Raw genomic sequence first — 11,507 nt, forward strand, 5'->3', positions numbered from 1 at the left:
CCGCGGCGGGGCCGGCCCCCGCGGCGCCGACCTCGACGCCGTGGCGCTGGCGGTCGACGACGGCGTCCTGGCGATCGCCGACGGCTTCGGCGCCGCAGGCGACCGAACGGCCGTCGAGTCGGCGCTCAGCTCGTTCCTCGCCGCGGCCCGCGACGGGGACGGCGGGGTCCTACCGCGTGCCGATGCCGCGCTCGAGGCGGCCGCCGCGGCGATGGCCGAGACGGGCGAGGGCACCGGCTGCACACTCAGCGCCGTCGTGCTCGACGGCGACCGCGCCGCCACCGCCCACATCGGCGACTCGCGCGTGTGGCTCGTGCGGTCGGGCGCGGTCGAGGCCCTGACCCGCGATCACACCTACGTGCAGGGCCTGCTCGACGCCGGCGCGATCACGCCCGAGGAGGTCGACGAGCACGTCGACCGCACGCTGTTGACCCGGGCGCTCGCTCCGGGATCGCCCGCGGCCGGCGACCTGACGGTGCGCACGATCGCCCCGGGCGATCGCCTCGTGCTGACGACCGACGGCGTCCACGGCGTCCTGCCCGCGGCGGTGCTCGCCACCCTCGTCACGGCGCAGGAGCCGCCCGAGTCGGTGGCCGTCGCGGTCGAGGCTGCGGTGCTCGCCGCCGGCGCACCGGACGACTGGGCGGTGATCGTCGCCGACGTGGTGTGACGTTCTGCAGGTCGGAGCGGCCGATCCGCCTGCACAGCGTCACACCAGCGAAAGTTTCTTCGGTCGACCGAAGAAACTTGCGCGGGTACCCGCCGAAACTTTCCGACCCCTACGGCCGCGCGATCGTCGCGGCCAACCCCGCGAGGTGGCCGACCCGGGCGAGCTCGGAGTCGAGGAAGTCGGGTCCGCCGCGGCGTCCGATGACGACGATCTCGTTGCCGCTGATGCGGGCGGCGGCGTAGATGGTGACGTCGCCCTCGGCCTCGAGCCGCTCGGCGCGGCCCTCGATCTCGACGAAGTCGAGTTCCTCGGGGGCGGCGCCGGTGGCGTAGACGATGCCCTGGGCGCGGTGCACGCGCGCGGCCCAGTCGGCGCGGAAGGTCACCGGCAGCAGCTCGACGAGCCGGTCAAGCGCCTCCTCGGGGTTGGCCGTCAGCTCCTCGACGGCCTCGAGGTCGAGGAAGAGGTTGCCTCCGGCGGCGTACCGGCTGATCCACACGACGCGGACGCCGTCGAGGGCGTTACAGGCCGAGACGATCGAGTCGGGCATGGTGCCGCCGGGCACCTCGAGCAGGACGTCGTCGACCGCGGTGCCGTCGGGGCGCTTCTCGACGATCTCGATCGCCTCGATGTCGCCCCCGGCCACACCGATGGCCGACGCCAGACGTCCCAGCGAACCGGGGACGTCGGGCAGTTCGACGCGGAGCAGGAAGGGCACGGCCCGACCCTAGTGCGAACGCGTAACGGGCACATGTCGGCCCTCACATCCCGAACGCGGCCTCCACCCGGGCGACGAGGTCGGGGTAGGCGCGCAGATGGGCGCCGCCGTCGAGGCGCAGGGTCTCGCCGGTGACCCACCCCGCGTCGGCGAGGTAGGCGACGGCCGCGGCGATCTCGGCCGGCGTCCCGGCCCGGCCGAGGGGCATGCCCGCCAGGTAGTCGTCCTCGATGCCGTCGATGTCGAGGGCCGGCGCGGTCAGCGGCGTGGGCACCAGGCCGGGCGCCACCGCGTTCACCCGCACCCCGCGCGGGCCGAGTTCGAGGGCGGCCACCTGCACGAGCATGTCGAGTCCGGCCTTGGCCGCGCAGTACGCCGCGAGGCCGGTGCCCGGCGCAGACGCGTTGAGCGAGGAGAGCAGGACGACGGACCCGCCGGCGTCCATGCGACGCGCGGCGGCCTGCAGGGCGATGAAGCTGCCGGTGAGGCAGACGTCGACGACGCGGCGCCACTCCTCCACCGGATGGTCGACGACCCGCGCCAGGGTGCTGACGCCGGCGGTCACCACCGCGAGTCCGAGGCCGCCCTCGGGGACGGCGGCGTCGAGGAAGGCCGCCACCGCGGCCTCGTCGGTGACGTCGACGGGCAGGACGCCGTCCGCGGCCACGAGGTCGCCGACCACCACCCGCCAGCCGTCGGTGCGCAGCCGATCGACGCACGCGGCGCCAATGCCCGACGCCCCGCCGATCACCACCGCCGTCCGACCCGAGCCCACTCCCGCCACGACCGACATGCCTCGCCCCTCGACCTCCGGCGCCATGGTTGACGCGTGTCAATTCCGCGGCCTACTGTGCCCTGCGTCACGTCCGTGCGGCAAGAGGAGAGTCATGCGCACGACCGATCCCACCGGCCTGCCCACCACCGCGATCATCGGCGCGGGCATCAGCGGCCTGACGGCCGGCAAGATGCTCGGCGACTACGGCGTCCCGTACACCTGCTACGAGACCTCCGACCGCATCGGCGGCAACTGGGCCTTCGGCAACCCCAACGGACACAGCAGCGCCTACCGCTCGCTGCACATCGACACCTCCAAGCACCGGCTGTCCTTCAAGGACTTCCCGATGCCCGAGGAGTACCCCGACTTCCCGCACCACACCCAGATCAAGGACTACCTGGAGTCCTACGCCGCGGCCTTCGACCTCAAGCGCCACATCGAGTTCGAGAACGGCGTCCAGCACGCCCGGCACCGCGAGGACGGCGGGTGGGAGCTCACCCTCCAGTCCGGCGAGCAGCGCGAGGTCGACCTCCTGGTCGTGGCCAACGGCCACCACTGGGACCCGCGCTACGCCGACTTCCCCGGCGAGTTCACCGGCGAGACCATCCACTCCCACCACTACATCGACCCCACCGACCCGCTCGACTTCAAGGGCAAGCGCATCCTCGTGGTCGGCCTGGGCAACTCCGCGGCCGACATCGCCGTCGAGCTCTCCAGCCGCTCGCTGCAGAACCAGGTGACGCTCTCGACCCGCTCGAGCGCCTGGATCGTGCCGAAGTACGCCTACGGCCTGCCCGCCGACAAGTACTTCGTCACCACGCCCTACCTGCCGCTGAAGTGGCAGCGCTGGATGGTGCAGAAGATGCAGTTCATGACCGGCTCGAACCCCGAGCTGTACGGCCTGCCCAAGCCCAACCACAAGTTCTTCGAGGCCCACCCGACCCAATCGGTGGAGCTGCCGCTGCGGCTCGGCTCGGGCGACATCACCCCCAAGCCCAACGTCACCCTGCTCGACGGCGAGACCGTGCACTTCGAGGACGGCACCAGCAGCGACTTCGACATCATCGTCTACGCCACCGGCTACAACATCACCTTCCCGTTCTTCGACGAGGACTTCATCAGCGCCCCGGGCAACCACATCCGGCTCTTCAAGCGCATGTTCAAGCCGGGGCTGGACGACGTCGTGTTCATCGGGTTCGCCCAGGCCACCCCGACCCTCTTCCCGTTCGTGGAGTCCCAGACCCGCCTGCTCGGCGCCTACGCCGTGGGTCGCTACGCGCTCCCGAGCGTGGCCGAGATGGAGGCGACCATCGACGCCGACCACGAGAAGTTCCTCGGCCACGTGCTCGACCGGCCGCGGCACACCCAGCAGCTCGACTACTTCATCTACGAGCACGACCTGCGGGCCAAGGAGATCCCGGCCGGGGTCGAGCGGGCGGCGCGACGCCGTCCTGCCCCGGCTGCAGCTCCGGCTCCCGCGCGGGCGGCGGTGGGCGCATGACGCCGTCCGCCACCGGCACGCACTCCAAGGGCGACCAGCGCCGCGCCGCGCTGCTCGGCTCGCTCGACGAGCTGCTGCACGACTCCAGCCTGGAGTCGATCTCGATCGCCGACATCTCCCGGCGGGCGGGCGTCACCCGCTCGGCCTTCTACTTCTACTTCGAGAACAAGGCCGTCGCGGTGGCCGCGCTCATGGAGGAGATGTACGACGAGTCGTTCGCGGCCGCCGACCTGCTCAGCGGCGAGGGGACGCCGGCCGAGCGCATCGAGGGCATGGTGCGCTCGCTCTTCGACTCCTTCGACCGCCACGAGCACCTCTACCGCGCGATGCTCGAGGCGCGGGCCGAGAGCCCCGCCGTCCGTCAGCTGTGGGACGCCGACCGCGAGTCGTTCGTGCCCGTCATCGCCGACCTCATCGACACCGAGCGGTCGGCCGGTCGCGCGCCGGCCGGACCGTCGTCCGCGACCCTGGCCGGGGTGCTGCTCGAGCTGAACGACCGCATGCTCGAACGGCTCGCGCTGGGCGGACCGCTGAGTCGCGACGAGCTGGTGGCCGGCGTCGTCCACGTCTGGTTGAGCACGATCTACGGCGCCGCCGCGCCCGAGGAGGACCGATGACCGTCACCGAGCACGAGCCCCGCACCCTGGTCTTCGGCGCCGAGATCGCCGGACGCCACCACCCCGCGCACACCGACGACCTCGCCACCGCCGCCGGCCGCCCGGTCGTGGTGATGGCCCACGGCTTCGGCGGCACCCAGGACTCCGGCCTCGCACCTTTCGCCCACGGCCTCAGCGCCGCCGGGCTCGACGTCCTCACCTTCGACTACCGCGGCTTCGGCGCCTCCGGCGGCAGCCCGCGCCAGACCGTCACGATGGCCGGCCAGCTGGCCGACTACCGCGCGGCGATCTCCGCGGCGCGCGACCTGCCCGGCGTCGATCCGACCCGCGTCGCGCTGTGGGGCGTCTCGCTCTCGGGCGGGCACGTGTTCTCCCTGGCGGCCGATCGCGACGACATCGCGGCCGTCGTCGCCCTGACGCCGCTGGTCGACGGCTGGGCGGCCGGGGCGCTGGCCGCACGCCAGCACTCCCCCGCGACGCTGCTGCGCTCGACCGCGCTCGGCGTGCGCTCGAGGGTCGGCGGACCGGTGATGATGCCGATCGTCGCCGAGCCGGGCGAGCTCGGCGCCCTGACCCTGCCCGGCGTCAAGGAGGCCTACCTGGCAATCGCCGGACCCACCTGGCGCAACGAGGTCGACGCCGCCGTGGGTCTCGAGCTCGGCAACCACCGCCCGATCAAGGACGCCGGTCGCGTGCGCGCACCGATGCTCGTGCAGATCGCCGACTTCGACCGCTCCGCCCCGCCCTACGCCGCCCTCAAGGCGGCCGGCAAGGCCCGGGCCGAGGTGCGCCACTACCCCGGCGACCACTTCGACGTCTGGCCCGGCTCGCCGCTCTTCGCGCGGGTCGTGGAGCACCAGGTCGCGTTCCTGCGGCGGGTGCTGGGGGCGGCGTCCGCCTGAGGGGTCCGAAAGGGTCCGAAAGTTTTGGCGGGTACCCGCTGAATCTTTCGGTTCGCGGCCGAAGCTTCGGCCGCGAACCGAAAGTTTCGACAGGTACCCGCCGAAACTTTTCTCCACCCACAGTCGGATGACCCCATCAGTACGCGCGCGTACAGTGACGGTCATGACCGCCGTCACCCCCAGCGAGGACACCGCCGCCCTGACCGCCGAGCGGTTCCGCACGATGAGCGTCACCCAGCCCGACGGCCTCGGGCCGGTGAGCACCGAGGGCCTCCCGCCGGGGCCGCGCTGGCCCGCCTGGGTGCAGACGCTGGCGCTGCTGCGCTTCCGGCACCGCTTCCACCACTACCTGCAGAACACCTACGGCGACGCCTTCACGATCCGGCTGCTGCCGGGCGGCCGGCCGCTGGTGATGCTGACCCGCCCCGAGGACGCCCGCGAGATCTTCGCCGGCGACCCGGAGGTCTTCTACGCCGGCAAGGCCAACGGCATCCTCGGCCCGATCATGGGCGAGCACTCCCTGTTGCTCCAGGACTCCGGGCAGCACAAGCGCGCCCGCAAGCTGCTCATGCCGGCCTTCAACGGCGCGGCGCTGCGCGAGTACGCCGACCTGGTCGCCGACGTCGCGCGGGCCGAGGTCGACACCTGGACCGACGGCGAGTCCTTCCGCTCCCTCGACCGCATGAACCGGCTGACCCTGGAGGTGATCCTCCAGGTCGTCTTCGGCGTCACCGACGAGGAGCGGCTCGCAGCCCTGCGCCCGCGCGTGAACGCCACCGTCGACATCAGCCCGCTGGTGCTGCTGGGCTGGGGCGAGCCGCGCCTGCAGCGCTTCGGGCCGTGGAAGCGCACGGTCGACAACCAGGTCGAGCTCGATCGCCTCATGTACGCCGAGATCCGCGAGCGCCGGCAGGTCTCCGACCTCGCCGAGCGCGGCGACGTCCTCTCCCGGCTCATGATGGTCGGCGACGAGGGCGAGGGGGCGCTCGACGACACCGAGCTGCGCGACCAGCTGGTCACCCTGCTGCTCGCCGGCCACGAGACCACGGCCACGGCGTTGGCCTGGGCGCTCTACGAGCTCGGCCGCGACGCCGAGCAGCTGCGCCGGGCGCAGGCGGCCGCCGACGCGGGGGACGCCGACGGCCTGGCCTACCTCGAGGCGGTGCTGAAGGAGTCGATGCGCCTGCACCCGGTCATCCCGATGGTGGTGCGCACGCTCATGAAGCCCACGACCGTCGGCGGCTGGCACCTGCCGACAGGCGCCACGGTCGGGCCCTCGATCATCCTGGCCCACGCGAAGACCTCGAACCACGACCGCGCCGAGCGGTTCGACCCCGACCGCTTCGTGGGGCAGAACCCCGCCGCGAACACCTGGATCCCGTTCGGCGGCGGGGTGCGCCGCTGCATCGGCGCGGGCTTCGCCCAGATGGAGGGCGCGGTCGTGCTGCGCGAGGTGCTCAGCCGCTACAGCGTGGCCAGCACCGGCGACGACGTCCCGAAGGTCCGCAACATCACCAGCGTGCCGCGCGAGGGCGCGGGCATCCGCATCACGCGGCGCTGAGCTCGCCCGCCCCCTCGCCCACGGTCGCGGTGGTCGCCACAGCTGCGGCGACCACCGCGGCCACCGCCGCCACGACCCCGGCCAGGACGACGTCGCCCGCCAGCGCCGCGGGCAGCGAGGCGAGGCTCGCCACCAGCAGGGGCGCGACACCGCGGCCGACCCCGTTGGCCGAGACCTGGAGGCCGGCGACGGCGAGCAGCGCGAGCGCGGTCGGCAGCGCGATGGCCAGCACGGCGGCGTCCTCGCCCTCGGCGACGATCTCGAGCTGCGCCTGCACCCCCGCCCCGACGGCGGCGATCGCGGCGTAGAGCAGCAGGTGGCCGTAGCCCCACACGAAGGCCGCGCTGCGGCGCCGGGTCAGACCGTCGCGGCCCAGCACCTCGAAGTAGATCCACCACAGCGCGAAGGCGATGGCGCCACCGGAGGCCACGAGCGCCAGCACCTCGGCACGGTGCTCGGGGTTCTCGACCGCCTGCTCGAGGCCGACCGCGATCGCCAGGATGCTCTCGCCGATCACGATGAGCGCGAACAGGCCGTAGCGCTCGGCGATGTGGCCGGGATGGAACACCGGGCCGGGGGCACGTCGCACGGCGAGCACCGGCGTGGCCAGGTCGACGAGGACGGCGAGGGCTAGCGGGGCGAGGGCGAGCGGCGGCTCGAGCCGCGACCCGGCGACCCAGACGACGGCGCCGAGCGCCAGGCCGGCCGCGTAGGTGCCTGCGAAGCCCGCGTGCGCACGATCGGCGCGCGCCGCGCGCACCCACTGCGCGATGAGCGGCACGCGCAGGGCCGCGACGGCGAGACCGAAGGCGCCGAGGTCGCCCTTCGCGGCGTCGTGGGTGGTGGCGGCCAGCGCCACGATGCCGACCATCTGGGCCATCGTCAGGAGCCGGTGGACGACGTCGTCGTTGTCGAAGGCGGTGGCGAACCAGGTGAAGCTCATCCACGCCCACCACACCGGGACGAACAGCAGCGCGTAGGCGCGGGTCGCCTCCCAGCCGTGGTGGTCGACGATGCCGTGGTGCAGGTCGGCGGCGAGGATCGCCACCGCCACCACGAAGCACAGGTCGAAGAGCAGCTCGAGCGGCGTGGCCGCGCGTTCGCCCTCGGGCGCCCGCATGCGCAGCGGCCTCATGCCAGCTCCCGCTGCCGGGCGGTGAGGACGACGCCGCGACCGCGACCGCCCGCGAAGGCGAGCAGGCCCCAATAGCGGGCGGCCTCCTCGAGCGTGCCGGCAGCGGCCAGGCCGCCCACCTCGACGGCGTCGAACTCCAGGCGGGCCGCCAGGGAGGCGACCAGGCCCCGGGCCCCGGCGTCGTCGCCGGCCACCGGGAGCACGGGCGCGGCGCCGTCGGGCAGGCGCGGGGCGCCCATGTGCTCGGCGCCCAGCACGTTGAACGCCTTGACGACGGCGACGCCGGCAGGGGCGTGGGCGAGCACGTGGGCCGCACCGCTGGCGGCACCCTCGGGCAGCGGACGGCCGAAGGGGTTGGTGGCGTCGACCAGCACCGACCCCGGTGCCAGCGGCAGCGCCGGGACGACGTCGGCCACCGCATCGAACGGCACAGCGAGCACAGCGGTGGTCACTGCGGGGGCGAGGTCGGCGAGCGCGAGCACCTCGACGCCGTCCGGTGCCGTCACCCGTGCGGGGTCGCGCACCCAGAGGGTGACCGCGATCCCGTGGGCGGCTGCGTTGGCGGCGAGTGCGGAGCCGACAGAGCCGGCCCCGACGACCACCAACCGGTCGGTCTCGGGCAGGTCGGTCTCGGGCAGCGCGCTCATCGGCCGAGCGCCTCGATGACCAGGCGCGCGGCCGCTGCACCGGAGTACTGCTGCTGACCGGTGATCAGGTCGCCGTCGCGCACCGCGTGGGCACGGAAGGCGCCCTGGACGACGAAGTTGGTGCCGCTGAGCGCCCGGGCCTCGTCCTCGATGCGGAAGGGCTGGATGCGCTGGCCGACGAACGCGTCGGCGGTGTCCTCCTCGCTGTTGGCGAACCCGGTCCAGGTGCGGCCGGCGACGACGAGCTCGCCGGAGGAGAGCGTGGCGTCGAGGAGCACGCAGGTGGCGTGGCAGACGACGGCCGCGATCCGGCCGCTCTCGAGGAAGCGGGCGACGAGCTGCTTGACGCGGTCGTCGGAGCGGAAGGTGATCATCGGGGCCTGGCCGCCGACGAGGAAGAGCGCGTCGTAGGCGTCGAGGTCGAGGTCGGCGAGCGCGGGCGTCGCCTCGACGAGGGAGCGGTGCGGCTCGCTGCTCACGAAGCCGAGGCTGAGCAGATCGTGGGCGGAGTAGCCGGACTCATCACGCGGGTCGGACCAGGAGTCGGCCTGGAGCGCACCGCCGTCCGGGCTGGCGATGGTGACCTCGTAGCCGGCCTCGGTGAACTCCCAGTAGGGGTGGGTGAGCTCGGCCCACCAGAAGCCGATCGGCCAGCCGGTGACCGGCGAGACGGCGGGGTTGGAGGCGAGCATCAGGACGCGGCGGGGGCGGCCGTGGACGTCGACGGTGGCAGGCATGGGGAGCGCTCCTCATAACGTTACGGATCGGACTTGTAACGAAAATAGAGGACGGCGCGACTGGTTTCAATACCGGATGGGAACGTAAACTCCCGCCATGACCTCGACGGCCGCCGCCCGCGCGACCGGCCGACCGCGCGACGCCGCGATCGACCGGGCGGTGCTGGAGGCGACCCTGCGGGCGCTCGGCCGCGACGGCTACGCCGGGCTGTCGCTCCGGGCGATCGCCGACGACGCCGGCACCACCCGACCCGCGCTCTACCGCCGGTGGCCCGACAAGGCCGCCCTCGTCGTCGACGCCGTGGCCCATCTCGCCGCCGTCGACCCACCTGAGGTCACCGGCGACGCCTTCGACGACCTCGTCACCGAACTCGACCACTTCCGGCACTGCATCAGCGACGCCGCCGCCCTCCCGCTCGCCGGACTCATGCTCGGCGACGGCATCGAGGAGCCCGTGCGCGCCCGCTACCGCGAGCTCGTCGTGGGCCCGCGGCGCGCCCGCCTGCGCGCCCTGATCGAGCAGGCGGCGTCCGAGGGTCGCTTCGCCGCCGACGCCGACCTCGCCCTCGCCGGCTCCCTGCTCACCGGCTCCTGGTACGCCCTCGCGCTGGCCGAGGTGCCCCCGCCCGACGACTGGGCGCTGCGCACCGCTCGCCTCGTCTGGCGCGCCTGCGGGGGGACGCCGCCGCGGTAGGCGCGCTGCAAGGTTCTTCGGTCGACCGAAGAACCTTGCACTGGGACGGCGAAGCTTCGCCGTCCCAGTGAGAGTTCCGTGGCGCGGATATCGGTTTGCCCCAGCCCTCCGGCCCGGGGGAGCATCGACCCCCGTGGGGAAGCTGCGCGAACGGTGGGCATCGGTACGCGTCGACACCACCCCGCTGCGCACCTCCCGCGACTTCCGGCTGCTGTTCTGGGCGGGCACGGTCTTCTACTTCGGCGGCACGATCACCTACGTCGCGATCCCCTTCCAGGTCTACGCGCTCACCGGCTCCAACCTGGCAGTGGGCCTGGTCGGCGTCGTCGAGCTCGTGCCGCTCATCGTCTTCGGCCTGTGGGGCGGGGCCCTCGCCGACCATGTCGACCGACGGCGGCTCCTCATCGGCACCGGCGTCGCGCAGGCCGTGTTCACCGCAGCCCTGGCGATCAACGCGTTCCGCGACGAGCCCAGCGTGGCGGCGATCTTCGTCATCGCGGCCCTGCTGGTCTCCGCCTCGGCGCTGCAGCGTCCCTCCCGCGAGGCCCTGCTGCCGCGGGTGGTCAGCCACGACCAGATCCCGGCGGCGTCCGCGCTGACCAGTCTCGGCATGCACATCGGCGCGCTCGTCGGCCCAGCCACGGGCGGTCTGCTGGCCACCACCGTCGGCGTCGGCTGGTGCTTCGCCATCGACGTCGTCGGGCTCGCCGGCGCCTCGCTGCTCTACCGCGCGATGGGCTCCCACCCGCATCGCGGCGAGACCACGCCGCCGAGCATCAGCGGCATCCTCGACGGCGTCCGGTACGCCGTCAGCCGGCGCGACCTGCTCGGCACCTACCTCGTCGACATCGCCGCCATGCTCTTGGCCGCGCCCGTCGTCCTCTTTCCGGCACTGGCCGAGGAGGTCTTCGCCCAGCCCGCGCTCCTCGGTCTGCTGTACTCCGCCGAGACCGCCGGCGCGCTCATCGCCAGCGCCCTGTCGGGGTGGACGGCGCGGGTGCACCACCACGGCCGGGCGATCGTGCTGGCCGCGATGGGCTACGGCGCGTTCGTCGCCCTGGCCGGCGTGATGCCCTCGATCTGGCTGGTCGCGCTGTGCCTGGCGGCCAGTTGCGCCGCCGACATGATCTCGGGGATCTTCCGCTCGACGGTGTGGAACCAGACGATCCCCGAGGCCATGCGCGGACGCCTGGCCGGCATCGAGATGCTCTCCTACTCCGTCGGCCCCATCGGCGGCCAGGTGCGCGCGGGGCTCACCGCCGACCTGTGGTCGGTGCGCGGCGCGGTGACCAGCGGCGGACTCGCCTGCGTGGTCGGGGTCGCGGCCACGGCTGCCGCCCTGCGCGACTTCTGGCGCTACGACGCCCGCACCGACCCGCACGCCGTCGCCGGCCGCGAGGCGGCGGAAGCCGGGGCTGCCCGCGAGGCCTGAGCCGCGCCGGACTTCTCAGGGGAAACCGTCGCTTCTCAGGGGGGCGGAGTCCATCGGTCGAAGCAACGCTGACCCGAATGGGGGCGTTGATCGTGCCGAAGGTGTTCTCGTACGAGAC

12 protein-coding genes are annotated in these 11,507 nt (G+C 73.3%); 7 read left to right on the forward strand and 5 right to left on the reverse strand.

The annotated features are described in order from the left end of the window. The first annotated feature begins 40 nt into the window (after positions 1–40). Positions 41–670, forward strand: coding sequence for a PP2C family protein-serine/threonine phosphatase (locus ABD671_RS22340; protein ID WP_425574942.1), 630 nt, complete (start codon positions 41–43; stop codon positions 668–670). A gap of 109 nt (positions 671–779) precedes the next feature. Here ABD671_RS22340 and ABD671_RS19540 read toward each other — a convergent pair whose 3' ends face one another. Beyond that, entirely contained in the window at positions 780–1,388 is a 609-nt protein-coding gene (locus ABD671_RS19540; RefSeq protein ID WP_344735145.1) for an ACT domain-containing protein, read from the reverse strand. Between the two features lie 43 nt (positions 1,389–1,431). Then, entirely contained in the window at positions 1,432–2,181 is a 750-nt protein-coding gene (locus tag ABD671_RS19545) for an SDR family NAD(P)-dependent oxidoreductase (RefSeq protein ID WP_344735146.1), read from the reverse strand. A 94-nt stretch (positions 2,182–2,275) separates the two neighbouring features. Between ABD671_RS19545 and ABD671_RS19550 the strand changes: the two genes are divergently transcribed. From ABD671_RS19550 to ABD671_RS19565, 4 genes are all read left to right on the forward strand, one after another. Next, positions 2,276–3,664, forward strand: coding sequence for a flavin-containing monooxygenase (locus ABD671_RS19550; RefSeq protein ID WP_344735147.1), 1,389 nt, complete (start codon positions 2,276–2,278; stop codon positions 3,662–3,664). Then, the gene (locus ABD671_RS19555) at positions 3,661–4,281 is read left to right on the forward strand and encodes a TetR/AcrR family transcriptional regulator (RefSeq protein ID WP_344735149.1); all 621 of its coding nucleotides are present in this window, start codon (positions 3,661–3,663) and stop codon (positions 4,279–4,281) included. The genes ABD671_RS19550 and ABD671_RS19555 overlap by 4 nt, the downstream gene beginning before the upstream one ends. Then, complete coding sequence (locus ABD671_RS19560) at positions 4,278–5,183, forward strand: alpha/beta hydrolase (protein ID WP_344735150.1); 906 nt, start codon at positions 4,278–4,280, stop codon at positions 5,181–5,183. The genes ABD671_RS19555 and ABD671_RS19560 overlap by 4 nt, the downstream gene beginning before the upstream one ends. A 163-nt stretch (positions 5,184–5,346) precedes the next feature. Then, complete coding sequence (locus tag ABD671_RS19565) at positions 5,347–6,744, forward strand: cytochrome P450 (RefSeq protein WP_344735151.1); 1,398 nt, start codon at positions 5,347–5,349, stop codon at positions 6,742–6,744. Here ABD671_RS19565 and ABD671_RS19570 read toward each other — a convergent pair. From ABD671_RS19570 to ABD671_RS19580, 3 genes are read right to left on the reverse strand one after another with little or no spacing between them, the layout of a single operon-like run. After that, positions 6,731–7,879 carry a low temperature requirement protein A gene (locus ABD671_RS19570; RefSeq protein WP_344735152.1) on the reverse strand — a complete coding sequence of 383 codons (1,149 nt, stop codon included), beginning with the start codon at positions 7,877–7,879 and terminating at the stop codon, positions 6,731–6,733. The two genes, ABD671_RS19565 and ABD671_RS19570, sit on opposite strands and share 14 nt — an antisense overlap. Then, a complete protein-coding gene (locus tag ABD671_RS19575; protein WP_344735153.1) occupies positions 7,876–8,526 on the reverse strand; it encodes an NADPH-dependent F420 reductase in 651 nt (216 codons plus the stop codon). Before ABD671_RS19575 ends, ABD671_RS19570 begins: the two co-directional genes overlap by 4 nt. Next, the gene (locus tag ABD671_RS19580; RefSeq protein WP_344735154.1) at positions 8,523–9,263 is read right to left on the reverse strand and encodes a type 1 glutamine amidotransferase domain-containing protein; all 741 of its coding nucleotides are present in this window, start codon (positions 9,261–9,263) and stop codon (positions 8,523–8,525) included. Before ABD671_RS19580 ends, ABD671_RS19575 begins: the two co-directional genes overlap by 4 nt. A 97-nt stretch (positions 9,264–9,360) precedes the next feature. Here ABD671_RS19580 and ABD671_RS19585 point away from each other — a divergent pair, with 97 nt between their 5' ends. Continuing rightward, complete coding sequence (locus ABD671_RS19585; RefSeq protein WP_344735156.1) at positions 9,361–9,957, forward strand: TetR/AcrR family transcriptional regulator; 597 nt, start codon at positions 9,361–9,363, stop codon at positions 9,955–9,957. Positions 9,958–10,090: 133 nt separating this feature from the next. Beyond that, the gene (locus tag ABD671_RS19590; protein ID WP_344735158.1) at positions 10,091–11,389 is read left to right on the forward strand and encodes an MFS transporter; all 1,299 of its coding nucleotides are present in this window, start codon (positions 10,091–10,093) and stop codon (positions 11,387–11,389) included. The last annotated feature ends 118 nt before the right edge of the window (positions 11,390–11,507 follow it).

Origin of the sequence: Nocardioides fonticola, from assembly GCF_039536805.1 — a bacterium.
Classification (GTDB): Bacteria; Actinomycetota; Actinomycetes; order Propionibacteriales; family Nocardioidaceae; genus Nocardioides; species Nocardioides fonticola.

Excerpts from the sequence above, each read along its gene's own strand:
- ABD671_RS19565 (WP_344735151.1), top strand. The coding sequence starts at position 5,347 with ATGACCGCCGTCACCCCCAGCGAGGACACCGCCGCCCTGACCGCCGAG.
- ABD671_RS19545 (WP_344735146.1), bottom strand. The coding sequence starts at position 2,181 with ATGTCGGTCGTGGCGGGAGTGGGCTCGGGTCGGACGGCGGTGGTGATC.
- ABD671_RS19580 (WP_344735154.1), bottom strand. The coding sequence starts at position 9,263 with ATGCCTGCCACCGTCGACGTCCACGGCCGCCCCCGCCGCGTCCTGATG.
- ABD671_RS19570 (WP_344735152.1), bottom strand. The coding sequence starts at position 7,879 with ATGAGGCCGCTGCGCATGCGGGCGCCCGAGGGCGAACGCGCGGCCACG.
- ABD671_RS19550 (WP_344735147.1), top strand. The coding sequence starts at position 2,276 with ATGCGCACGACCGATCCCACCGGCCTGCCCACCACCGCGATCATCGGC.
- ABD671_RS19555 (WP_344735149.1), top strand. The coding sequence starts at position 3,661 with ATGACGCCGTCCGCCACCGGCACGCACTCCAAGGGCGACCAGCGCCGC.
- ABD671_RS19560 (WP_344735150.1), top strand. The coding sequence starts at position 4,278 with ATGACCGTCACCGAGCACGAGCCCCGCACCCTGGTCTTCGGCGCCGAG.
- ABD671_RS19585 (WP_344735156.1), top strand. The coding sequence starts at position 9,361 with ATGACCTCGACGGCCGCCGCCCGCGCGACCGGCCGACCGCGCGACGCC.
- ABD671_RS19575 (WP_344735153.1), bottom strand. The coding sequence starts at position 8,526 with ATGAGCGCGCTGCCCGAGACCGACCTGCCCGAGACCGACCGGTTGGTG.